20 protein-coding genes are annotated in these 22,108 nt (G+C 51.8%); 13 read left to right on the top strand and 7 right to left on the bottom strand.

Annotated features, from left to right (window positions below; all coding sequences use genetic code 11):
• The first annotated feature begins 52 nt into the window (after nt 1–52).
• The 4 genes from HHO50_RS13760 (at nt 53) to HHO50_RS13745 (ending at nt 1,395) form a co-directional block, all read left to right on the top strand.
• Nucleotides 53–379: a hypothetical protein gene (locus HHO50_RS13760; protein WP_181306644.1), complete on the top strand. Its 327-nt coding sequence runs from the start codon at nt 53–55 to the stop codon at nt 377–379.
• Entirely contained in the window at nt 351–545 is a 195-nt protein-coding gene (locus HHO50_RS13755) for a hypothetical protein (RefSeq protein ID WP_181306643.1), read from the top strand. Before HHO50_RS13760 ends, HHO50_RS13755 begins: the two co-directional genes overlap by 29 nt.
• 14 nt (nt 546–559) lie before the next feature.
• A complete protein-coding gene (locus HHO50_RS13750; RefSeq protein ID WP_181306642.1) occupies nt 560–868 on the top strand; it encodes a hypothetical protein in 309 nt (102 codons plus the stop codon).
• 149 nt (nt 869–1,017) lie between these two features.
• On the top strand, nt 1,018–1,395 hold the full coding sequence (locus HHO50_RS13745; protein WP_181306641.1) for a hypothetical protein: 378 nt from the start codon (nt 1,018–1,020) through the stop codon (nt 1,393–1,395).
• Here the strand turns inward: HHO50_RS13745 and HHO50_RS13740 are convergent.
• From HHO50_RS13740 to HHO50_RS13725, 4 genes are all read right to left on the bottom strand, one after another.
• Nucleotides 1,392–1,583 carry a hypothetical protein gene (locus HHO50_RS13740; protein ID WP_181306640.1) on the bottom strand — a complete coding sequence of 64 codons (192 nt, stop codon included), beginning with the start codon at nt 1,581–1,583 and terminating at the stop codon, nt 1,392–1,394. The two genes, HHO50_RS13745 and HHO50_RS13740, sit on opposite strands and share 4 nt — an antisense overlap.
• On the bottom strand, nt 1,580–2,164 hold the full coding sequence (locus tag HHO50_RS13735) for a hypothetical protein (RefSeq protein ID WP_181306639.1): 585 nt from the start codon (nt 2,162–2,164) through the stop codon (nt 1,580–1,582). The genes HHO50_RS13740 and HHO50_RS13735 overlap by 4 nt, the downstream gene beginning before the upstream one ends.
• Nucleotides 2,165–2,383: 219 nt before the next feature.
• Nucleotides 2,384–2,656, bottom strand: a complete 273-nt coding sequence (locus tag HHO50_RS13730) for a hypothetical protein (protein WP_181306638.1) — start codon at nt 2,654–2,656, stop codon at nt 2,384–2,386.
• Between the two features lie 117 nt (nt 2,657–2,773).
• On the bottom strand, nt 2,774–3,046 hold the full coding sequence (locus HHO50_RS13725; RefSeq protein WP_181306637.1) for a hypothetical protein: 273 nt from the start codon (nt 3,044–3,046) through the stop codon (nt 2,774–2,776).
• Between the two features lie 193 nt (nt 3,047–3,239).
• On the opposite strand from HHO50_RS13725, the gene HHO50_RS13720 reads away from it, so the two are divergent.
• The 5 genes from HHO50_RS13720 (at nt 3,240) to lpdA (ending at nt 11,916) form a co-directional block, all read left to right on the top strand.
• Nucleotides 3,240–4,856, top strand: a complete 1,617-nt coding sequence (locus tag HHO50_RS13720; protein ID WP_181306636.1) for a hypothetical protein — start codon at nt 3,240–3,242, stop codon at nt 4,854–4,856.
• An 11-nt stretch (nt 4,857–4,867) separates the two neighbouring features.
• Nucleotides 4,868–5,275, top strand: a complete 408-nt coding sequence (locus HHO50_RS13715; RefSeq protein WP_181306635.1) for a hypothetical protein — start codon at nt 4,868–4,870, stop codon at nt 5,273–5,275.
• Between the two features lie 637 nt (nt 5,276–5,912).
• Entirely contained in the window at nt 5,913–8,675 is a 2,763-nt protein-coding gene (locus HHO50_RS13710; RefSeq protein WP_181306634.1) for a 2-oxoglutarate dehydrogenase E1 component, read from the top strand.
• Nucleotides 8,676–8,763: 88 nt separating this feature from the next.
• Nucleotides 8,764–10,407, top strand: a complete 1,644-nt coding sequence (gene odhB, locus HHO50_RS13705) for a 2-oxoglutarate dehydrogenase complex dihydrolipoyllysine-residue succinyltransferase (protein WP_181306633.1) — start codon at nt 8,764–8,766, stop codon at nt 10,405–10,407.
• Nucleotides 10,408–10,512: 105 nt separating this feature from the next.
• On the top strand, nt 10,513–11,916 hold the full coding sequence (gene lpdA / locus HHO50_RS13700; RefSeq protein WP_181306632.1) for a dihydrolipoyl dehydrogenase: 1,404 nt from the start codon (nt 10,513–10,515) through the stop codon (nt 11,914–11,916).
• Nucleotides 11,917–12,167: 251 nt separating this feature from the next.
• Here lpdA and HHO50_RS13695 read toward each other — a convergent pair whose 3' ends face one another.
• Entirely contained in the window at nt 12,168–13,649 is a 1,482-nt protein-coding gene (locus HHO50_RS13695) for an OmpP1/FadL family transporter (protein WP_181306631.1), read from the bottom strand.
• Between the two features lie 21 nt (nt 13,650–13,670).
• Nucleotides 13,671–14,816: a hypothetical protein gene (locus tag HHO50_RS21440; protein WP_181306630.1), complete on the bottom strand. Its 1,146-nt coding sequence runs from the start codon at nt 14,814–14,816 to the stop codon at nt 13,671–13,673.
• 201 nt (nt 14,817–15,017) lie between these two features.
• On the opposite strand from HHO50_RS21440, the gene proS reads away from it, so the two are divergent.
• Together proS and HHO50_RS13680 are read left to right on the top strand one after the other, a co-directional pair.
• Complete coding sequence (gene proS, locus HHO50_RS13685) at nt 15,018–16,496, top strand: proline--tRNA ligase (RefSeq protein WP_181306629.1); 1,479 nt, start codon at nt 15,018–15,020, stop codon at nt 16,494–16,496.
• A gap of 371 nt (nt 16,497–16,867) precedes the next feature.
• On the top strand, nt 16,868–17,449 hold the full coding sequence (locus HHO50_RS13680; protein WP_181306628.1) for a TIGR00730 family Rossman fold protein: 582 nt from the start codon (nt 16,868–16,870) through the stop codon (nt 17,447–17,449).
• Between the two features lie 477 nt (nt 17,450–17,926).
• Here HHO50_RS13680 and hemH read toward each other — a convergent pair whose 3' ends face one another.
• Nucleotides 17,927–18,955 carry a ferrochelatase gene (gene hemH, locus HHO50_RS13675; protein ID WP_181306627.1) on the bottom strand — a complete coding sequence of 343 codons (1,029 nt, stop codon included), beginning with the start codon at nt 18,953–18,955 and terminating at the stop codon, nt 17,927–17,929.
• 396 nt (nt 18,956–19,351) lie between these two features.
• Here hemH and era point away from each other — a divergent pair, with 396 nt between their 5' ends.
• Together era and der are read left to right on the top strand one after the other, a co-directional pair.
• The gene (era, locus tag HHO50_RS13670) at nt 19,352–20,242 is read left to right on the top strand and encodes a GTPase Era (RefSeq protein ID WP_181306763.1); all 891 of its coding nucleotides are present in this window, start codon (nt 19,352–19,354) and stop codon (nt 20,240–20,242) included.
• Between the two features lie 207 nt (nt 20,243–20,449).
• The gene (der, locus tag HHO50_RS13665) at nt 20,450–21,763 is read left to right on the top strand and encodes a ribosome biogenesis GTPase Der (protein WP_181306626.1); all 1,314 of its coding nucleotides are present in this window, start codon (nt 20,450–20,452) and stop codon (nt 21,761–21,763) included.
• Nucleotides 21,764–22,108 lie beyond the last annotated feature (345 nt).

The following is a 22,108-nucleotide window of genomic DNA, read 5'->3' as shown; positions in this document are numbered from 1 at the left end:
CCCAAGTACCTTCCTTGACAGGGGCTGAAAATCTAGTCCAATCGCGTTCTGAGTGGCAATCCATGAATACCTCAAGGATGAAGTCATTCTCATCACCTACGACGAGGAAGGTGGCTTCACCTTCACCACAGACGGCTCCACCGAGGCCCACAAGCAGAAAGCCTTCAATGGGGCGCAGCACCTTGTAAAGCAACTGGAGGAACGCGGAGTACTGGAACCAGGTGGCGAAATCAGAGAGAACCCAAACAACCGGTTCCTGAAGGAGCGCATCAATCAGATTTGCCTTGCCTCCACCGGCGGCGAATGCTCCCCTGAAGCAGCAATTAGCATGGTTAAAAAACTTGTGAACGATGCCCAGACACCGCATACTCAGGATTGAGACCGCCAAAGCGGTTGCCACGTACAAAACCTACGCCGACCTTGGCGACTGCGACCGCCAGGGATGCCGCCAGAAAGCCGTCAGCTACAACGCAGACGGGGAAAAGCTCTGCGAGCCGCACCTGGTGGCGTGGAACCTGGCCGGCGGCTGGGACGACGAAGAATAATTCATAAATAATATATGAAAAAAGACCAGCAACAACAGATTGACTTTCTGGAAAGCCTCATCGTGAGTGCCACCAGCCCGGATGCGGCCGCCAAACAGGTACTCGAATGGGTTCAGGAGCAAAGCACCGAGTGGGGCGTGGAGCAGAGCCATATCTTCACCACCGGCTTCTACGTCATGACGCTACAGAAATCCTTTCAGGCGCTTTACCCCCACGGCTCGAAGGAGTACTTCGCCCAATACCTGAAGGAGAACCTGCTGCCCCTGCACTGGGACATCTGGACGAACTACCTCAACCAGAAAGCGCCCTTTCTGCGACCATGAGACAAAGAATCCTCAAGGCAATCTACGGAATCATCCAGGCGCTGACGCCCGGAAGGTTCCACTAAGCGAAAAGCCACCCCAGACGGGTGGCTTTTTATATTTGGGCTGAATCGGTAATTTCCGCTTTCAACCCCTCAACTAAAACTAAAATGGATGCATCCGAAGAATTCTCCCAACCCATCATCTCCCGCCACATAGAGCTGGAGAAAATAGCCTGGCTTTTGTACACCAAGGAAATCACCGAAGAGAAAGGCCTGGCCCAGCTACTCCAGCTCATGCAGGATTGGCAGGAAGGCTATGTGCCCACCACCGTCTCCATCCTCTGCGAGAACCAGGGGCAGGCCGCCACCCTTTTCAATTACATCAAGAACGAACTCACCCCGCAGCTCACCAAGAAAGGGCCGGACGAAAGCAAGAACTACTTTGAGTTCCCCAATACCGTCCGGCCCAATTCCATAGCGATGAGCTTTCTCTGTTCCCGGGAACCCGAGAAACCGGACCTGTTGTGGGACGGGGAGAAAGACTAATCTTCCTCCTCCTCTTCTTCCTCAGCTTCCCCGGAGGCCGCCTTCTCCACCGAGTCGGCGGCCTTTTCCGCTTCCTTGCCCATGGCCGTGCTCAGCGTGTACACGTCTTTCACGATGCCGTGGCCCGGAAGGAGCGCGAAGCCATGCTTGCCGGCTTTCTCCAGGTCCAGCGTGGCGAGCGAAATCATCGCGCCCAGCAGCTGCTCCAACGGCCCAGGATGGCCAGCGGGTTCTTGGCCATCTCTACCCAGCCCTTCACGTCCATCCAGAAGTACACCTCCGCCTGCAGCTTGCCGACTTTCTCTCTCCAGTATTTCTCGCCCGGCTCCTCGTCGTCCCACGGTGCCTTGAGCAACTGCAGCACCGAGAGGATTGCCACGTCCATGGCCAGCTTGATGATGTGCTCCATCTGGATTTTCGTCAGCTTGCCCGTGCGCTTGTAGTCGGCCACAACCTCTCTGATATTCCAGAGCATGTTGAAGATACCCGTCACGTAGCCTTCGCGCGGCTTGCCGTACTGGTCGATCCACGGCCCTCGGAAACGCTCCTGGAAGAAGTCGATCACCCAGCCCTTGAACAGGGCCGCCGACTTGAGCAAGGAGTTGCGGTGGTAGTTCCTTCTGCCCTCGGCCGAGTAGTTCCCCTGCTGCGAGTTGATGTAGTAAACCCAGGCCATGACGTGGTGCGCTAAGTATTTTCCCCGGGCCACCTGGGCCCGAGTGCCGGCAATCTTAAGGTCTGGCGCATTCCCTACGTTCGGCAGAGCCATTTTTACATACGCCAAGGCAGGCAGCACTACTGCCAGCAGTCCCGCAACGCCTAACAGGGTAATTTTTTAGCCTTTTTCATGTGCCTTCTAGCTAAGCGGCTCTAGAGACACAAGTATATAACTATTCAGGTAAAAACCCATCTTATTGGCGTATTCTAAAACGAAGAGCCCCGCTTGTCTATATAAGCGGGGCTCTTTCAAATAGAAGAAGGACAGGAGTTACGGGCGTACTTCCTCGGCATCCTGATACTGCTGGTGGCTGTTGCCGTAAGTTACCAGTACGATAGCGCCAATGGCTACTGCGGCCACAGACAGGATCATTTGCACGGGGGTCATCTTCTGCCTAACGGTCAGTAACATTCTGCCAGCGTCAGAAAGAAGCTCAGGCAGCACATCATGGTTTCCTTGGTATACGCTCACAACAGACTCAACCGTTCTGGCGAAGTCTTTTGGCTGTACAAGCTGGGTTGAAGTATTCTGTGTTTGTTCCATAGTAGTTTGGGTCTCTGGGTATGTTCTGTTGATAAATAAAAAGTCCCGGCCTGCGCTACGGGGCAGACCGGGATTTTTATACGCAAAAGAACATGCTTAGGTCAATCTTTTTATAAGTTATCCTACTCGGCCACCCGCACTGCGCACAGCTTCGTCTATTTTCTGAATGATTTTGTCTGGGCTGAACATCATGCTAGCCGGAAAACTTACCTGTACATTGTTGATCTGCAGCGTTTGGGAGTTTTCTTCATACGCATAGTCTGCAACAACGCCTTGTTTAGAAACGCGCCCGTTGGTACCGGCCAGGTCAATACCGGCGGCGCTTAATTGGCCTTTTAATTTGTTGTATGTGTCTGGAGTAATGCCCGTGTAGGTAGCACTGTTTGCCATAAAGGTAGAGTTAGAGTTGTAGGTAGAATAAGTTAAACGCAGGAGCCAACCGCAAGGTTAATCTCTGCAATAAAGGTTAAAGATATATGTTTTCTGGCAGTTTTCCGTAAAAAGAAGCAGTTGGCTTTCGCCCGCCTCCTGAACCTTTCGCGCCTAATTGAGGTAAAGCTGAACTCTAAATGAACATGCTTACATGAAGAGAAGGATTTTACTGGTATTGGGGGGAGTGCTGCTCCTGTACGCACTGGTGAGCTTTTTCTTTGCCAACCCAACTCCTGAAAACAGAAACACGGCCCCTGGGACTACCAAAAATTCCGGTTCTTTGGGGTATCTGCAGGACAGCGTGATGGTAAGCGCCAGTCCCCATTACCAGATAAGCAAAGTAGGTGCGTTTTTCCTGGGCAAGCACTACCGCCCGGTGTGGGCCGTGCCCGTGAAGGCAAGGGTTTTTAACATGAATGAGGCCGAGGGGGGCCTTTCCATTGAGAAGTTAGGCGGCGGCATGCAAACCACCAGCCTTACCCTAACAGACTCCGCCGGCAGGCGCTTTGCCCTGCGGTCACTGGATAAAGACCCTATTCAAGTACTTTCTCCTTTCTGGCGCAAAACGTTGGTTGGCTCCTTCGTGCGCGACCAGGTATCGGCCACCAATCCGTATGCCGCCTTGGTGGTGGCACCTCTGGCCGAGGCCGTCAACGTGTTCCATGCTACTCCGCGGCTGGTATATGTGCTTCCCTCAGATCAGAATTTCAAGCAGTATTCCAACCTGTTTGGGAACAAGCTTTTTCTGATGGAGGAAAAATTCTCTTCCAAGGCGTCTCTGGCCAAAGAATTTGGGGCGGCGATTGATCTGGTAGATACGGAGGAGATGCTGAGACGCCGCTACCAGTCTGGCCAACACCGCATAGATCAATGGGCTTATGCCCGCGCCCGTCTCCTGGATCTCCTGCTCAGCGACTGGGATCGCCACGAAGGGCAATGGGATTGGGCCGTGTATGCCCAAGAGGGCGAGTTCTGGTACAAACCCATTCCCAAAGACCGCGACCAGGCGCTCTGCCTGTATGACGACGGCGTGATTCCGTGGCTGGCTACCCGCAAATTCGCGGCCCGTAAGTTTGAGTCTTTCCACCCCAGGTTCAAAGACGTTTTCGGGCTAACCATCAACGCCGCTTTTCTGGATGCCCGGGCATTGTCTGAGGTCTCTTTGGTTGATTTCAGAAGAATTGCCCGTGAAATGCAGGTTGCTTTATCAGACTCAGTCCTGCGGGCCGCCGCAAAACGCCTGCCGCCACCGGTGTACAAGTTGGTAGGCGAAGAAACCTTCCAGAAACTGAAGAGCCGCCGGCAACTGCTGGTGCAGACCGCCGTGGAATACTATAAAATTGTAGCCAGGGAAGTAGCCGTGGTGGGCGCCGATGAGCCGGAACGGTTTGTGGTGCAGCGCCTCCCGCAAGGCCGAACTGTGGTAGAAGTGTACCGCTTAGGCAAAGGCCATAGAAATACCGCCAAAGTGTACAGCCGCACGTTCTTTGCCGGAGAAACCGAGCAAATCAATCTTTACGGCCTCAGCGGAGATGATATTTTTGATGTCAAGGGCACCACCAACAAAGGGAGCTACATCTGCATTTACGGCGGAGCGGGAACAGACCAGGTAACCGATAAATCAAGTGTGGAAGGCTGGCGTAAAAAAACCGTGGTGGTAGATGAAACCCAGGGCGTACAGTTGCAGGCAGGCCCCAGCACTGAGGCAAAACTTTCTAACTCTGCTACTGACGTGCCCTCCTTTGTGCGCGTGAGGGTACGGGAATAGGGTTCACGTTTTTGGCTCATTTTTCTGAAAACAAGTCAAAAGCAAGAATGCTTGGCTTAGAAAGTTTTCCTTGGGACTGCTTGCTTTGTTTATTCCTAAGGAACCCATTTAGAGTTTTTCATCAACCGGCATTTAAGGGCATGTTTAAATTTGAGGTTTGCAGCGCAAAAATGAAATTTAAACATGCCCTAAAGCCATTTCTCTGGCGCAAGCGTTCGCCTGTGCCGTCGTTTTTGGCCTGTTTTTATGAAAACAGGCCAAAAAACTCTACACAGCTTCAAGGGAAAAAGCAGGGTAACTTCTTTGCTTTGCCACACTATCTTTCCATTCCCGCTTCCTCGGCCTGCCCCTACAGGACGGAAGAAAAGCGACTCGGCCTGCAATTCCTTTCCTTGCCAGGTTCGCTCCAAGGGAATTAGGGGGCCCGCTGATGCGTTTTGAGGCTGTTTTACGGGAAACAGGCCGGAAACGGCAGGGGCAGACACTCGTAGGAGCTGCGCGCGCTACGCGAGGTCTTTGAACCAGGCGGCATTGTGGAAGCAGGCCCTAAACGCAAAAACCTGTGAGGTCTCCAAGACCTCACAGGTTTAGAAAGTACTGGCGCGAGACTCCAGTCTTGTGACTTGGGATGAAGCGAGTCTCCAGACTCGCCGGAAACCACTGGCAGGGCTGCGTAAGGTCAATTATTAGGGCCGCATTCTTACAGGAGAATGGGCGTAAGTTTGGCATTCCCTACAATTACATGGCCCAAGGCTTATCGCTAACAAAGGTAAATAGCCGCTGGAAATAGAATATTGGCAGGGAACAAAGAAAATGCAGGAATAAAAGGGCTAGTTTGCTTAAGGGTTTGTCCCTTATCTATTTATCTATAATTTCGCCAAAAGCTAAATTTTTATCGTATTCCATACATGACTTTGATGAGCAAGGCAGTTATTCCAGAGAGGCAATAATAATTTGATAATCAAATAAGAATATTTGTTTATGCGAATTTTAGGGTATGTGTATTGGAGATGGTTTTGTAATTTGCAGATCATTAGGTAAGTACTAGTAATTTTTATGGATAAATACTCATATATCGCCAACGCGCACGGAGCCTATATTGATGAACTGTACAAGCAGTATCAGCAAGACCCTGCGTCTGTTGAGTTCGGTTGGCAAAAATTCTTTGAAGGATTTGATTTCTCCCAGACGTATCCGAACGGCAACGGGGAGGCGGGCACCAGTGCTAAGCCAACGGCCGGGGCTGCCACCAGCGGAGCTTCTGTAGGGGAGGTAGAGAAAGAGATCCAGGTGCGTAATCTGATTTACGCCTACCGTTCCCGCGGCCACTTGCGCTCAAACACCAACCCGGTTCGTCCGCGCAAAGACCGGAAGGCCTTGTTAGACCTGAAAGATTTCGGGCTTTCTGAGGCTGATCTGGATACTAAATTCCAGAGCGGTTCAGAGCTTGGCTTAGGTACTGCCACCCTGCGCAATATCCTGGACACCCTCAAGAAAGTGTACGAAAGAACCATCGGGTTTGAGTACATGTACATCCGGGATCCGGAGGTATTGGAGTGGTTCAAGCAAAAAGCCGAGGAAGAGTCAGTTACCTTCAATCCGTCCATTGAATACAAAAAGCGCATTCTGTCTAAGCTGAACGAGGCGGTAGTGTTTGAGAACTTCCTGCACACCAAATTCTTGGGGCAGAAACGTTTCTCTCTGGAAGGTGGCGAAACCACTATTCCGGCGCTGGATGCCATCATAGAAAAAGGTGCTGAGCTTGGCGTGCAGGAAGTAGTGATTGGCATGGCGCACCGCGGTAGGTTGAACGTGCTGGCCAACATCATGGGCAAAACCTATGAGCAGATTTTCTCTGAATTTGAGGGAACGGCCGTGCCAGACCTGACCATGGGCGACGGGGACGTGAAATACCACATGGGCTTCTCCAGCGAAGTCTTTACCTCTAGCGGAAACTGCGTTAACCTGAAACTGGCGCCAAATCCCTCGCACTTAGAGGCCGTGAACCCGGTGGTAGAAGGTTTTGTACGCGCCAAACTGGACTCCATGTATGGCCGTGACACAAATAAGATCCTTCCCATTCTCATCCACGGAGATGCTGCCGTAGCTGGTCAGGGCATTGGCTACGAGGTAACCCAAATGGCGAAACTGGAAGGTTACGGCACCGGCGGTACCATCCACTTCGTGATCAACAACCAGGTTGGTTTCACCACCGACTTTGAAGACGCCCGTTCGTCTATCTACAGCACTGACTTAGCCAAAATCATTGACGCTCCGGTACTGCACGTAAACGGCGATGACCCAGAGGCGGTAGTGTTTGCGGTGCGTCTGGCGACCGAATACCGCCAGCGGTTCCACAATGATATCTTCATTGACATGGTGTGCTATCGCCGCCATGGACACAATGAGGCAGATGAGCCTAAATTCACCCAGCCACAGTTGTACAACCTCATCTCCAAGCATGCGAATCCACGCGAGATATACAACAAGTCATTGGTAAGCCGGGGCGAGTTAGACGCAAAGGTGGCCGAGGAGATGGACAAGGAGTTCCGGCAGATGCTGCAAGAGCGTCTGGACATGGTAAAACAAGAGCCATTGCCTTACAACTACCAGGTACTGGAGAAAGAGTGGCAAGAGTTGCGCCGATCTAAACCAGAAGACTTCCATCAATCGCCAGAGACCGGCATTGCTGCCGAGGCCCTTGAGAAAGTTGGTAAAGCCTTGGCCAGCCTGCCAGAGAACTTCAAGCCCCTGAAGCAGATAGAGAAACTCATCAAAGAGCGCCAAGACATGTTCTTTGAGAGCCGTTCTCTGAACTGGGCATCGGCGGAGCTGTTGGCGTACGGTTCCATTCTGTTAGAGAACAAGGTGGTGCGCATGAGCGGCCAAGACGTGCGCAGAGGTACTTTCTCGCACCGTCATGCGGTGTTGCGTGATGCCAATACCAATGCCGCGTACACTAACCTGAACCACATTCAGGAAAACCAGCAGCAACTGCAGATATATAACTCTCTATTGTCTGAGTATGGCGTTCTTGGGTTTGAGTTCGGCTACGCCATGGCGAACCCTAATGCGCTGGTGATCTGGGAAGCGCAGTTCGGTGACTTTGCCAACGGTTCTCAGGTGATGATTGACCAGTTCATTTCCTCTACAGAGTCTAAGTGGCAGCGCATGAACGGTCTGGTGATGTTGTTACCGCACGGTTACGAAGGCCAAGGGCCAGAGCACTCCAACGCCCGTCCTGAGCGTTTTCTGCAATTGGCGGCTGAATACAACATGTACGTGACCCAGTGTACCACACCGGCCAACTTCTTCCACATGCTGCGTCGTCAGTTGGCTACGCCGTACCGCAAGCCATGCATCCATATGTCACCTAAGTCCATGCTGCGTCACCAGAACGTGATGTCTCCTGTTGAGGACTTTACCCAAGGTTCTTTCCAGGAAGTGATTGGAGATACGTACGCCGAGGCGAAAGCCGTGACCAAAGTGTTGCTGTGTACCGGTAAAGTGTACTATGACTTACTGGATGAACAACAGAAAACCAACCGCAAAGACGTAGCCATCATTCGTATGGAGCAGCTGCATCCGTTCCCGCAGGTTCAGTTAGACCGTGAGTTAAGCAAATACCCGAACGCACAAATCTTCTGGGTACAGGAAGAACCGTACAACATGGGTGCCTGGACGTATATTCTGAGCGTGATGCGCAAAGGCATAGATGACGTGGTTTCCCGTAAGCCAAGCTCATCGCCTGCTACTGGTTACAACAAAATTCACCAGAAAGAGCAGCGTGCAGTGGTAGAAAAAGCATTCAGCATTTAAGTAAAATATACGTCCGCTTAGGACCTGTTTTTGTGAAAACGGGCCCTAAGCGGATTTTCCACAACATAACTTAATCTAAAAAGAGATTATGGCATTAGACGTAAAAGTGCCGGTAGTTGGCGAATCCATCACGGAGGTAACCATTGCCAAGTGGCTCAAACAAGATGGCGACCAAGTGGCCATGGACGAGGTAATCTGCGAACTGGAATCAGACAAAGCTACCTTTGAGCTGCCCGCCGAGGCTGCCGGTATTCTAAGAATAAAAGCCCAGGAAGGCGACACTATCGCCATTGGCGAAGTAATCTGTAGCATTGAGGGAGCCGGGCAAGGTGCTTCTACGCCGCAGCCTACTACTGTCTCTTCTCAGCACAGCCTTACTGAATCTAAATCAGTAACGGATCCGCAGAGCACAGTGGCCGCTGAGAACACGCCAAGCCAAGGTATTCCTAACCAACCGCAAGGTGGCGGCGCCGGAACTGGTCAGACCTTAGATGTGAAAATCCCAACGGTAGGAGAGTCCATCTCTGAAGTGACTATTTCTAAGTGGCTGAAAGCCGATGGCGACCAGGTAGCCATGGACGAAGTGTTGTGCGAACTGGAGTCTGACAAAGCTACGTTTGAACTTCCGGCCGAAGCTGCGGGCGTTCTGAGAATCGTTGCCCAGGAAGGTGATACTGTTGAGATTGGTGCTACTATCTGCCGTATTGAGGTAGGGGCTGGTTCTGGTGTTTCTACGTCTCCTGCTCCGCAGTTAAGTGCTCCGGCTGCTCAACCAGCGCAAGCGGCGTCTTCTGGGTACGGTGGTTCTACCACCTACGCGAGCGGTACGCCATCACCGGCCGCAGGTAAAATCCTTTCTGAGAAAGGCATTAGCGCTTCTGACGTGAATGGTACCGGTCGTGACGGACGCATCACCAAAGAAGATGCCCAAAACGCACAGGCTCGTCCGGCTGCTCCGGCTCCGCAGCCTGCCGCCGCTTCTGCTGCCCCAGCTGCAAAAGAATCTGCCGCTGCTCCGGCCGCTCCTGGTGTCCGTAACAGCCGTCGTGAGAAGATGAGCAGCTTGCGTAAAACCGTAGCGCGTCGTTTAGTTTCGGTGAAAAATGAAACGGCTATGTTGACCACCTTCAACGAGGTAGACATGAAGCCGATCATGGACATTAGAGCCAAATACAAAGACAAGTTCAAAGAGAAGCACGAAGTAGGCTTAGGCTTTATGTCGTTCTTCGTGAAGGCGTGTACGGTTGCCTTGCAAGAGTGGCCAGCCGTGAACGCCCAAATTGACGGGGCCGAAATGGTCTTCAATGATTTCTGCGACATCTCTATCGCGGTGTCTGCCCCTAAAGGTCTGGTAGTGCCGGTAATCCGCAACGCCGAAGGTTTGAGCTTAGACGGTATTGAGAAAGAAGTGGTACGCCTGGCCAAGCGTGCCCGCGAAAACAAACTTGGTATTGACGAAATGACGGGCGGTACCTTCACCATCACCAACGGTGGGGTGTTCGGTTCCATGATGTCAACACCCATCATCAACGCGCCGCAATCGGCCATCCTGGGTATGCACAACATTGTGAACCGTCCGGTGGCTATCAACAACCAAGTGGAAATCCGCCCAATGATGTACCTGGCGCTTTCGTATGACCACCGCATCATTGACGGTCGTGAGTCTGTGAGCTTCCTGGTGCGCGTGAAAGAGTTGCTGGAAGATCCAATGCGTTTATTACTCGGAATCTAACACGCGTTTTAGGCGTGTTTTCTAGAAAATAAGTTAAAAACGAAAGGCTCCGTGCTGCTTTGTAAGAGTGGGTACGGAGCCTTTTCTCACATAAAAAGAAAGATCATGAAATACGATGTAACGGTAATCGGTTCTGGCCCCGGGGGCTACGTAGCAGCGGTTCGTTGTGCGCAGCTGGGCCTGAAAACTGCCATTATTGAAAAATACTCCGTCTTGGGCGGTACCTGCCTGAACGTAGGCTGTATTCCGTCTAAAGCGCTTTTAGATTCATCTGAGCATTTCCATAACGCGGCGCACACGTTCAAGACGCACGGCATTGAGCTGGATAACCTGCAGGTGAACCTAGAGCAGATGATTAAACGCAAGGGAGAGGTAATCAAGTCAAACAATGACGGCATTGCCTACCTCATGAAGAAGAACAAGGTAGACGTGTACAACGGCCTTGGTTCTTTCCTGAGCAAGAACACCATCAAAATTACGGGCCAAGACGGTACTGCGCAGCAGATTGAGACCGACAAGACGATCATTGCCACGGGCTCTAAGCCGGTGAATTTGCCGTTCCTGCCGGTTGATAAAAACCGCATCATCACGTCTACTGAGGCGTTGACCTTGAAAGAGGTACCAAAGCACCTGATTGTGATTGGCGGCGGCGTGATTGGTTTAGAACTAGGTTCTGTGTACGCCCGCTTAGGCGCGAAAGTAAGCGTGGTGGAATACACCGATGCCATCATTCCTACCATGGATAGGGCGTTAGGAAAAGAACTACAGCGCGTACTGAAGAAAACATTGGGCTTCCAATTCTTCTTCGGGCATAAAGTAACTGGTGCACAAGTGGAAGGCGAGACGGTGAAAGTAACCGCAGAAACCCCTAAAGGCGAAACTGTTACCTTTGACGGCGACTACTGCCTGGTGTCTGTGGGCCGCAAGCCGTACACCGAAGGTTTAGGCCTGGAAAACGCAGGCGTGCAGCTGGGCGAACGCGGCATGATTGCCGTAGACGATCACCTACAAACCAATGTACCCGGCATCTACGCCATTGGGGATGTGGTTCGTGGAGCCATGTTGGCCCACAAAGCCGAGGAAGAAGGGGTATTGGTAGCCGAAATAATGGCCGGTCAAAAACCACACATCAACTACAACCTGATCCCAGGCGTGGTGTACACCTGGCCAGAGGTAGCAGGCGTAGGATTTACCGAGGAGCAGTTGAAAGCACAAGGCGTGGCGTTTAAAGCCGGTTCTTTCCCGTTCAAAGCATCGGGCCGTGCCAAAGCATCTATGGACACAGATGGTTTCGTGAAGGTGTTAGCCGATGCAAAGACGGATGAAATCCTGGGCGTGCACATGATCGGGCCCCGCGCCGCAGACATGATTGCCGAGGCAGTAGTAGCCATGGAGTTCCGGGCTTCTGCCGAGGACATTGCCCGCATGAGCCACGCGCACCCAACCTATACCGAGGCCATGAAAGAAGCCTGTTTAGCTGCCACAGAGAACAGAGCCATTCATATTTAAGCATACCTTATATTTCAACAGAGAGGCCACTTCCGGAAAAGGAGTGGCCTCTCTGTTTTAAAGCGTTTAGGGTCTGTTTTAGGAAAACAGCCTCAAAAAGGAGACCTATTTGGTCGTTACCTAGAACAGAGCAAATCTCGTTTAAAGCTCTGTGTTACCATAAAAGCAGAGGGCTCTCCTAATACTTCAGGAGAGCCCTCTGCTTTTAGTTTGTTTCCAGGCTGTTCTAGGAAAATCAGCCTGGAAACGGATCAGAAGTTCCAGCCAACGGTGGCTACAAAGTTGGTGTTAGCATGCTTGTTTGTCACAGTTGGCACCAACAGGTTGTAGAACTCAGAATTCTGGTTGTTCACTTCATAGTTGACATAAGGTGAGTACACACTGTTATACTTGCTGTACACCAAGGCTCCGTCAATGAAGAAATTGTTTTGCCTGATCCCAAAACCAGCGGTGTAGAAAGACTTAGCCTGGTTTACCTCACTGTCTTTGAAAGGGTCGCCGTGCAGGGCATAACCAGCTCTTAGTCTAAAGATGTTCAGCCGGGCTTCAGCGCCCAGGCGGAAGTTCAAGGCTTTGTCATACACGTTCTGGATATTCTGGTTCTCGGTTTGGAAAGAATCATCAGCATCTAAGCGAGCGCTGCTGTAATCTACATATTCCACATCGGCGGTGATGAAGCCGTTTTTACCCAGGAAGAAGGCCGCCCCGGCATTAGCTTTGAAAGGGGTTGAAAGTTTGTACTCATACTCGCCCAGCTCAGAAGGAAAGAACTGGTTCAAAGAGGCTCCTTCCTCTGGAGCTTGATTGTAGTTAACTGCCAGAGTCGTATTGAATTGGTCAATCAACCTGTACCAGGTAGGCGACTGTACTGAGAACCCAAGGCGTAAGGCATCACTTGGTCTGTAGATGGCACCCACCCGTAAACTTATCCCGTTCCCTTCGGTGGTCAGCTCGTCTCTAAGAGTCAAGTCGGTGATATTAGAGGCGGGGCCTTCTTCAGAGTAGATTCTGGTTTGCTTAAAGCGCACGGTAGTCAAGCCTAAAGAGGCGCCTATGAAAAACTTGTCGCGGAAGCTGGCTCCGTAGGCAAAGTCCCATTGGTTCTGAGAACCGGTAGACTCAATATTCTCCTGAAACACGTTGGATTCTACCCAATACGGAGAAAAGAAACCTTCATTGTCTTCATCAATCAAATAGGTCTCATAGGCCAGTTCCTGGATTGAATTTACCGGCAAGCCGAAAGCGTTGGCCCGTTGGGCGGCATATTCGCCAAACTTCAGGTTCTCTTCGCCGCCGGTGGCCCGGTAAAAGGAGCGTTGGTTGAAGTTATTCAGCCGGGTATAGCCTAAGCCAAAAGAGCTGGAACGCCAGTCACCTTCCTCATCATCTGCTTTGCGGGTAGAGAACACCGCTGAGAAACCTGGGATGTTAAGGTTGTTGCGGCTGTTGGTGCTGGCAGAACCATAGACCGCACTGTTCACTTCGTTTACGTTGACACCGGCAGACACCGTGATCTCTGAGCGTCTGAAAAGGCCTAGGCCGGCGGGGTTGCTGGAAAGGTTTCCGGCATCGCCACCTAAGGCTACGTTGGCGCCGCCAAGGCCCATGGTGCGGGCTGTACCGCCAATATCTGTGCGGGAGTAACGGAGAGCATCTACCTCATTCTGGGCAAAGCTCTTCCCGGCACTGCCTAGCAACGCCAGGCAGGCCAAAAGAAAGCTATATCGTTTCATGTAGTTTTTGAGAGAAAAGGATTAATTTCTGCCTCTGCGGCTTCCACCACCACCTGAGCTGCTTCCGCCGCCACCGCTGGTGCCGGAAGACGATGAACGCGATGGCTCATAGGAGGAGGAGCGGGACGGCTCATACGAACGGGCTGGTTCATAAGAGCGGGTACGGGTCTCGGTTGGCCTTGGAGCTGGCGTGTACTCCGTCCGCTGGCGTCTGGTAGGCTGGCTAACTTCTGAGCCGGTGCTGACACGTGACCTTCTTTGGGCCGGAGCATTTATTTCCTGGGTCTGGCTTCCTGCCGGAGTAGAGATCTGTCTGCGGCGCGGCTGTACTGTGCCGTCTGCATTGGTGACCCCAGCTCTGGAAGAAGAACGGGTTCTGCTGCTGCCAGGTTCAATGGTGGCATTGCTGGTTCTGCTGCCCGGTTGGATAAGGGCGTTGCCAGACCTGTTCGTGGCCGGGGCGGCAACACTTCCGCGGTTGTCCCGCGAGATGTTAGGATTGCGGCCTGCCACATTAGAGCTTCTGTCATCGCGGCGGCCATAAGACACTCTGTTGGCAATTACCCTTCCGCCAGTACCATAATAGTTGTCATAGTACCCACCGCCATACAAGCCACCGTATCTGTAAGGATTGCCATAACCGTAGCCGTAGCCCCACGGATTGTAATACCGGCCAAAGCCAAGGCCTATGCCAATAGACAAGCCCGGACGCGGCCAGAAAGGATCATACATAGCCATACTGGCCATGCTTGGGCCGTAGAACGGATCATAAAAAGGATCCATCCAGGGATCCATCATGATCGCTCTGGAGTAATAGCGGCCCGGCGAGTAAAAAGGCGAGGCATACGCATAAAAAGGATTCCCGAACGGCGCATCATAGTAAGAGTACTGGTAAGGGGTATTGTTTCTGCGGTTGGTTTGGGCATAAGACCCAGGGTCGCTCACGCGCTCTGTTATGTCCCCTCCCTCTGAGGCGTCATTGGTTTCAGAGGAGAAAGCCCCTTCTACCGTCATGTCCAAGGCCGGTTCCACGTAGGTAACCTTGTCTTGGGAGGAAAAGTACACATCATCTACCTCACTGGTTTGTAAGTTAGAAGACGTGGTACACCCAGCCGCCAGAAAACCCAGGAGCGGAAGTATCAGCAGTTTATTTGTAGTATATTTCATGGGAGTATAGTAGTTGGTAATGGATGCAGATCAATTCACGAAGCCTAGTCACACGAGTATCCGGTTCGCCAACGTTTCTATTCAGATTTATTAACGTATTTTTGAACCGAAAAGGTATAGAATTCTTCAAAAAAGAAGCAAATTCTATGCCGGGTTATTCAGGATTCGCTATATATTTCTTCTTTATCAAAGATACAAAAAATGAGCAAAGGGTTGCCTAAACGCAGTGAAGATTATTCGCTGTGGTATAATGAGTTAGTAAAACGGGCCGGACTGGCCGAGAATTCGGCCGTACGCGGCTGCATGGTCATCAAACCGTACGGGTACGCCATCTGGGAAAAGATGCAGCGCGTGCTGGATGACATGTTTAAAGCAACAGGACATTCCAACGCGTATTTTCCCCTATTTGTGCCCAAAAGTTTGTTTGAGGCCGAAGAACAGAACGCCGAAGGCTTCGCCAAAGAATGTGCCGTGGTCACGCACTACCGCCTGCAAACCGATCCCGACAAGCCCGGCAAACTGCGCGTAGACCCCAACGCCAAACTGGAGGAAGAACTCATTGTGCGCCCTACCTCAGAGGCCATTATCTGGAGCACTTACAAAGGTTGGATCCAAAGCTACCGCGACCTGCCGCTGCTCATCAACCAATGGGCCAACGTAGTACGCTGGGAAATGCGCACGCGCCTGTTCCTGCGGACCGCCGAGTTCCTGTGGCAGGAAGGGCACACCGCCCACGCCACCGCCCAGGAAGCCGTGGAAGAAACCGAGCGCATGCTGCACGTCTACGCCGATTTCGCCGAGAACTTCCTGGCTTTGCCAGTAGTACGAGGTAAGAAAACACCCAACGAACGCTTCGCCGGAGCTTTGGATACCTACTGCATTGAAGGCTTGATGCAAGACGGGAAAGCCCTGCAGGCCGGCACCTCCCACTTTCTGGGCCAGAACTTCGCGCAAGCGTTTGACGTGAAGTTCGCGACCAAAGAAGGCGGGTTGGAGCACGTATGGGGAACTTCCTGGGGCGTAAGTACCCGTCTGATGGGCGCTCTGGTCATGGCCCACTCAGATGACGAAGGACTAGTGCTACCTCCAAAACTGGCGCCTATCCAGGTAGTGATTGTGCCTATTTACAAAGGGGAGGAGCAACTGGTGCAAATCTCTGAAAAGGTTTTAGGCTTAAAAAAACAACTGGAGGCCAAAGGCATCTCTGTGAAGTTTGACGACCGTGACACCGAGCGCCCCGGCTTCAAGTTTGCCGAGTGGGAGCTGAAGGGTGTACCCGTACGCATCGCCATTGGTGGCCGCGACCTGGAGAACGGCACCGCCGAAGTAGCCCGCCGTGACACCAAAGAGAAAAGCTCGCAGCAGTTTGACGATCTGGTGAACCTGATTCCAGCGTTGCTGGACGAGATGCAAACCAGTATCTTCCAAAGAGCCTTAGACTTCAGGGAAGCGAATACTACCAAGGTGGACTCCTACGAAGAGTTCAAGCGCCTGCTGGACGAGAAGCCCGGCTTCATCCTGGCCCACTGGGACGGCACCCCGGAAACCGAGGAACGCATCAAAGAAGAAACCAAAGCCACCATCCGCTGCATTGCCCTGGATACTCCTGAGGAAGAAGGCGTGGACATGGTGACTGGTAAACCGTCCAACAGACGCGTGTACTTTGCGCGAGCGTATTAATTTGAAGATGTGGAAATGAGGAGATTTGAAAATGTCTCCTGATGTTAGATAAAAACGGGAGCTGCGTTAGTGGCTCCCGTTTCTGCTTTAGAGCTTGTTTAAATTTGAGGTTTGCTGGCGAAAACGGCCAGAAAAAGGTGAACGCAGGTTCTTTTTATGGTCGTTTGTAGCGCAAAGATGAAATTTAAACATGCTCTTAGGGCTGTTTTTAGAAAAACGGCCCTAAAGTAGCCTCGCACCTTCTGCTTCAGGTTTTCAACTTGCGGAATGGGTAAGGGAGTTTAGTTTAAGCCTGTTTTTCTGAAAAGAGGCCTAAAACAGAAACTGCGGGAATCGCTACCTTTGTTTTCCATCCATAAAACAATACAGAGATGAAAAGCATCGCTATTTTTTGCGGGGCCAGCAGCGGCCACAATCCAGTCTATCGTGAGGCAGCCCAGGCCTTGGGAACGCTGTTCGCCCAAAAAGGGATCAGGTTGGTGTACGGTGGTGGAAAAGTGGGGTTGATGGGCGTGGTAGCCGATGCCGTGCTGGCCGGAGGCGGTGAAGTGGTAGGTGTGATTCCGCAGAGCCTGCTAGACATGGAAGTTGCGCATACGGGCCTCACCAAACTGCACGTGGTGCAAACCATGCACGAGCGCAAAGCCCTCATGGCCGCCGAGTCAGATGCCTTTGTGGCCATGCCCGGCGGCTTCGGGACGTTTGACGAGTTCTGCGAGATTGTGACCTGGAACCAACTCAAGATCATTCAGAAACCAGCTGCTCTGTACAATGTAAATGGCTACTTCACTCCTTTTCTGCAGATGCTAGACCAAGCCGTGACCGAAGGGTTCCTGAAAGCCGAGCAACGCCACAATTTGATCATTGCCAACCAAGGAGAAGAACTGCTAAACCTGCTTCAAAACCACTCACCGGTCATCACCGAGAAATGGGTAGACTTCAAGCGGATTTAAGGAAGAGATAGTTGCTCTGGTTTCCTGACAACAAAGAATACGCTGGCGCGAGTTTGTAACTCGTGTCTAACTATAGCGGGTAGTCTCTGACCAGCCTCTAGCGTTAGCAGCGAAAGCGGGATAGTAGATAAATAACTCCTATAGCTCAGGCTAGTACTTTTTTACCGCCCCGCCCTCCGGGCACCTTTCCTAAGTTAGGAGGGGAGTTGCTGGTCACCGTCGCAATACCGCTTGCTCCAAAGACCTCGTAGCGTTTTTAGACCTGCGGGCGTCTATGCTAAGAGCTTCTCCGCCCTCGGTTCCCGGCGAGGCTGGATACTCGCGCCAGTAAGAGGGGCGGATAGCGTTTGGGGCACGTTTGCCAAGAAACAGGCTGAAAACAAGATACCCACACAAAAGGAGAAGCCCAGGCATTTGCCTGGGCTTCTCCTTTTGAATCCAAATCCTGCTACATGATACGTGCCACTAACTACTAACTCAAGCTTCCTGCACCATTTGCGTCACGGCATTTACCCAACTTGGATGTGTGTTCAGGCTTTCCACCAGTTGCCAGTGTTCGCCCCCGGCGGCTTCAAATTCTTCTTTGAATTCCTTGCCTACTTCAATGGTGGTTTCCAGGCAGTCGGCGACAAACGCGGGGCTGAAAGCCAAGACACTTTTCACGCCGGCGGCGGCCAAATCTTTCAGAACAAAATCAGAGTACGGTTTCAGCCAGGGGTCTTTGCCTAATCTGGACTGAAACGAGACGGTGTACTTATCCTCCGGAATGTTCAGGGCTTTGGCCAATTGCCGCGAGGTCTCGAAGCACTGCGCACGGTAGCAGTAGCGGTTGCGGCTGTGGTACGTGTTGCAACAGACGCCCAACTGGCAATAGCCCTTGGTGCTGCCTTTCAGGATCTGGCGCTCGGGCAAGCCGTGGTAACTGAAGACAAAGTGGTCGTAGTCGCGTTGGGCCATGTGGGCACGGGCGATCTCGGCGAAGGTGCCAATAAAGCCGGGGTGGTTGCAGAACGTACTGATGAACTTGATGTCTGGAATGATTTCCCACCTGCTCACAATCTCCATCACTTTCTCCTGCACAGAACCCGTGCTGGCCGAGGCATACTGCGGAAACAGCGGCAGCACCACAATACGGTCTACCACTTTCTCCTGCAGTTCCTTCAAGGCGTTCTCAATACTTGGGCTCTGGTACCGCATACCAAAGGCCACGTGGTAATTCTTGCCTAGTTTCTCCTGCACCAGCCGCTGCAAATCCAGTCCGTGGAACAGCAACGGCGAGCCGCGTTCCGTCCATAGCTGCGCATAGATCTTCGCCGATTTTGGGGCCCGGAACGGCGCAATCACGCCGTTGACCAACATGTATCTGGAAGGCGCGGCGATGTCCAGCACCCGTTTATCCAACAAAAATTCGCGCAGGTATTTGCGCACGTGCGGTACGCTGGGAGAGTCCGGCGTGCCGAGGTTCACTAATAATACTCCTGTTTTGCCAGGGGCTCCACTTTTCATACGCTTTCAATTGAGGGGCAAAGATACGGATTTGAGTAGCAGTTGGCATGAGCCAGATGGGTGATATGCATCATTTTCCAATAGATAGTCTCAATGAGCTATAGAGACGGCTACTCCGGTTTTAAGGTTATTTTCTTTAAAATAAGCCTGAAACAGAAGTAAGCAGGATTGGCCTATAATTGTTTTGAATATCTATGGAGATCAGAGAATATTCCGTTCCCCTCAGTTCGCGCCAGCGTTGGGCTCATGTTCCTGTTTTAGGCTGTTTTCTTGAAAATGGGCCAGAAACGTAACAGCAAGGGCCTCGTAAGTACAAGGGTAGCCTCTGAACTCCTGAGTCAGAACTCATTAAAAAGCCGTACCTTTGCAAACTATTTCAAAATGGAGGTGATAAAAATGGAAGAGAAGCCGCACAAAGCAGGGTTTGTAAGCATCATCGGCAAGCCGAACGTAGGCAAGTCCACGTTGATGAACGTGATGGTAGGCGAGAAACTCTCCATTATCACCTCAAAAGCCCAAACCACCCGCCACCGCATCATGGGAATCCTGAACTCTGAGGATTTTCAGATTGTGTACTCAGACACGCCCGGCATCATTCAGCCCCAGTATGAGCTGCATGAGTCCATGATGCGTTTCGTGCACGCCTCGCTGGAAGACGCCGATGTCATTTTGTTTGTGACCGATATCTACGAAAAGCACGACGAAAGCGAAGTGGTGGAGCGCCTTCGCAAAGCCAAAGCCCCTATTCTGCTGCTCATCAACAAGATTGACCAGGCCACGCAGGAAGAGGTAGTTGCCAAGGTGGAGTACTGGAAAGAGCAATTACCCGCGCAGGAATACCTGGCCATCTCGGCGTTGCACAGCCAAGGCACGCCCGGCGTTTTCCAGAAGATTCTGGACTTACTCCCCGAGCACCCGGCGTATTATCCCAAAGATGAACTAACCGACAAGCCTGAGCGTTTCTTTGCGGCCGAGATGATACGGGAGAAGATTTTCCTGAACTACAAAAAAGAGATTCCCTACAGCTGCGAAGTAGTGGTGGAAGAGTTCAAGGAAGACGAAACCATCATCAGAATGCGCGCCGAAATTAGTGTGGAGCGCAAAAGCCAGAAAGGCATTGTGATCGGTGACAAAGGCGCGGCCCTGAAGAAAGTAGGCACCCAGGCCCGCCTGGACATGGAAGAGTTCTTCGGCAAAAAAGTGTTCCTGGACCTGTACGTGCGCGTGAACGAAAACTGGCGCGCCGATAAACGCCTGCTGGATCGGTTCGGGTATAATAGTTTGTAGTTGTCAGTTGTCAGTTATTAGTTGTAAGTTAATAGCCGTCAGAAGTACACCCTTTTGCTTTTGACTTTTCACTAACAACTGATAACTAATAACTGACAACTAAAAATAGTGCCCTAGGCGGCGCCACGAAGGCGATACCGCGGGGATTCACCCGCGTTTTGGGAGTGATTCTTTAAAAGGAGCCTCAAAACGCACATTTAAGTAGATATGGCACAAAATACAATCGCCATTGTAGGACGCCCCAACGTGGGCAAATCAACCCTGTTCAACCGGTTAGTAGGGCACCGCAAAGCCATCATGGACAATGAGAGCGGCGTGACGCGTGACCGCCACTACGGCCACGGAAACTGGACAGGCAAATACTTCACCGTCATTGACACCGGCGGCTACGTGCGCGGGTCAGATGACATCTTTGAAGAGGAAATCAGAAAGCAGGTAGAACTGGCCATCAAAGAGGCCGATGTGATTCTGTTCATGGTAGACGTGGACGCGGGTTTAACGGGATTAGACCAAGAGTTTGCCGATGTACTGCGCCGCACAGACAAGCCCGTGTACATTGTGGCCAACAAAGCCGATACGCACGCGCGCGGTCACTTGGCCGGTGAGTTTTACGCTTTAGGGTTTGAAGGCGAGATTTACCCGGTTTCCAGCCAGAACGGCTCTGGAACGGGCGAACTGCTGGATGAGGTAATCAAGCACTTCCCCGAGGAAGGAATTGAAAACCCCGAGGCCGGTATTCCGCGCATTGCCGTGGTGGGCAGACCCAACGTAGGCAAGTCTTCGTTCGTGAATTTGCTGCTGGGCGAGGAGCGTAACATCGTGACGGACGTGGCCGGTACCACCCGTGACTCTATCCACTCGCACTACAACGCGTTCGGGAAAGAATTCATCATTGTAGATACGGCCGGGCTTCGGAAGAAAAGCAAAGTACACGAAGACATCGAGTTTTACTCGGTACTTCGGTCGGTGCGCGCGCTGGAGGAAAGCGATATTGTGATTGTCATGCTAGACGCCACCCGTGGCATTGAAGCCCAGGACATGAACATCATCGGACTGGCCGACAAAAACCGGAAAGGTTTGGTGATTTTGGTGAACAAGTGGGACTTGGTGGAGAAAGAGACCAACACCATGCGTGACATGGAGAACGCCATTCTGGAGAAGATTGCGCCTATCGCCTATCCGCCTATCGTTTTCATCTCGGTGCTGAACAAGCAACGGGTACACAAGGCCATTGAAACGGCCATTCAGGTGCACGAGAACCGGAGTATGAAAATCCCGACGTCTAAACTGAACGATGCCATGCTGAAGGAGATTGAGCGCTATCCGCCGCCGTCCATCAAAGGCAAGTTTGTGAAGATAAAGTATGTGACGCAGTTGCCTACCAACACGCCTACGTTTGCGTTTTTCTGCAACCTGCCGCAGTACATCAAAGAATCATACACGCGCTTCCTGGAGAACCGTATGCGCGAGCATTTTGGTTTTGCGGGCGTGCCCATTAACTTAGTGTTCAGAAAGAAGTAAGCGGCCAACGCTTATTTCTTTCTTCTGCGACTTACCTACTAAACCCTATTTAGCTTTTTACCCTTTATGAGGATAGTTCTATCATTAGCAGCGGCGGTTTTGCTTACTTTCACTGCGTGCGAATCAAAACAAGCACAGGAGACTTCTACTCCCTCTTCTGAAACCATGGAAAATGCTACTACCGCCACTGATATTGCTGAAACCACGGCTGCTCCCATTGACACCGCTGGCTTCTCAGGTGATACCACTGCCATAGATTAAGTAACTCAAGTTGCGATTAAATACATTTGTTGATTGTGTAGGCAAAAAGGAACAGGACTATCTTGAGCAGGAACCCTTCTGGGG

Origin of the sequence: Rufibacter sp. XAAS-G3-1, from assembly GCF_013623775.1 — a bacterium.
In the GTDB taxonomy this organism is placed as follows: Bacteria; Bacteroidota; Bacteroidia; order Cytophagales; family Hymenobacteraceae; genus Nibribacter.
Note: the sequence above shows the minus strand (reverse complement) of the source record. Positions and strands in the feature narration are given on the sequence as shown.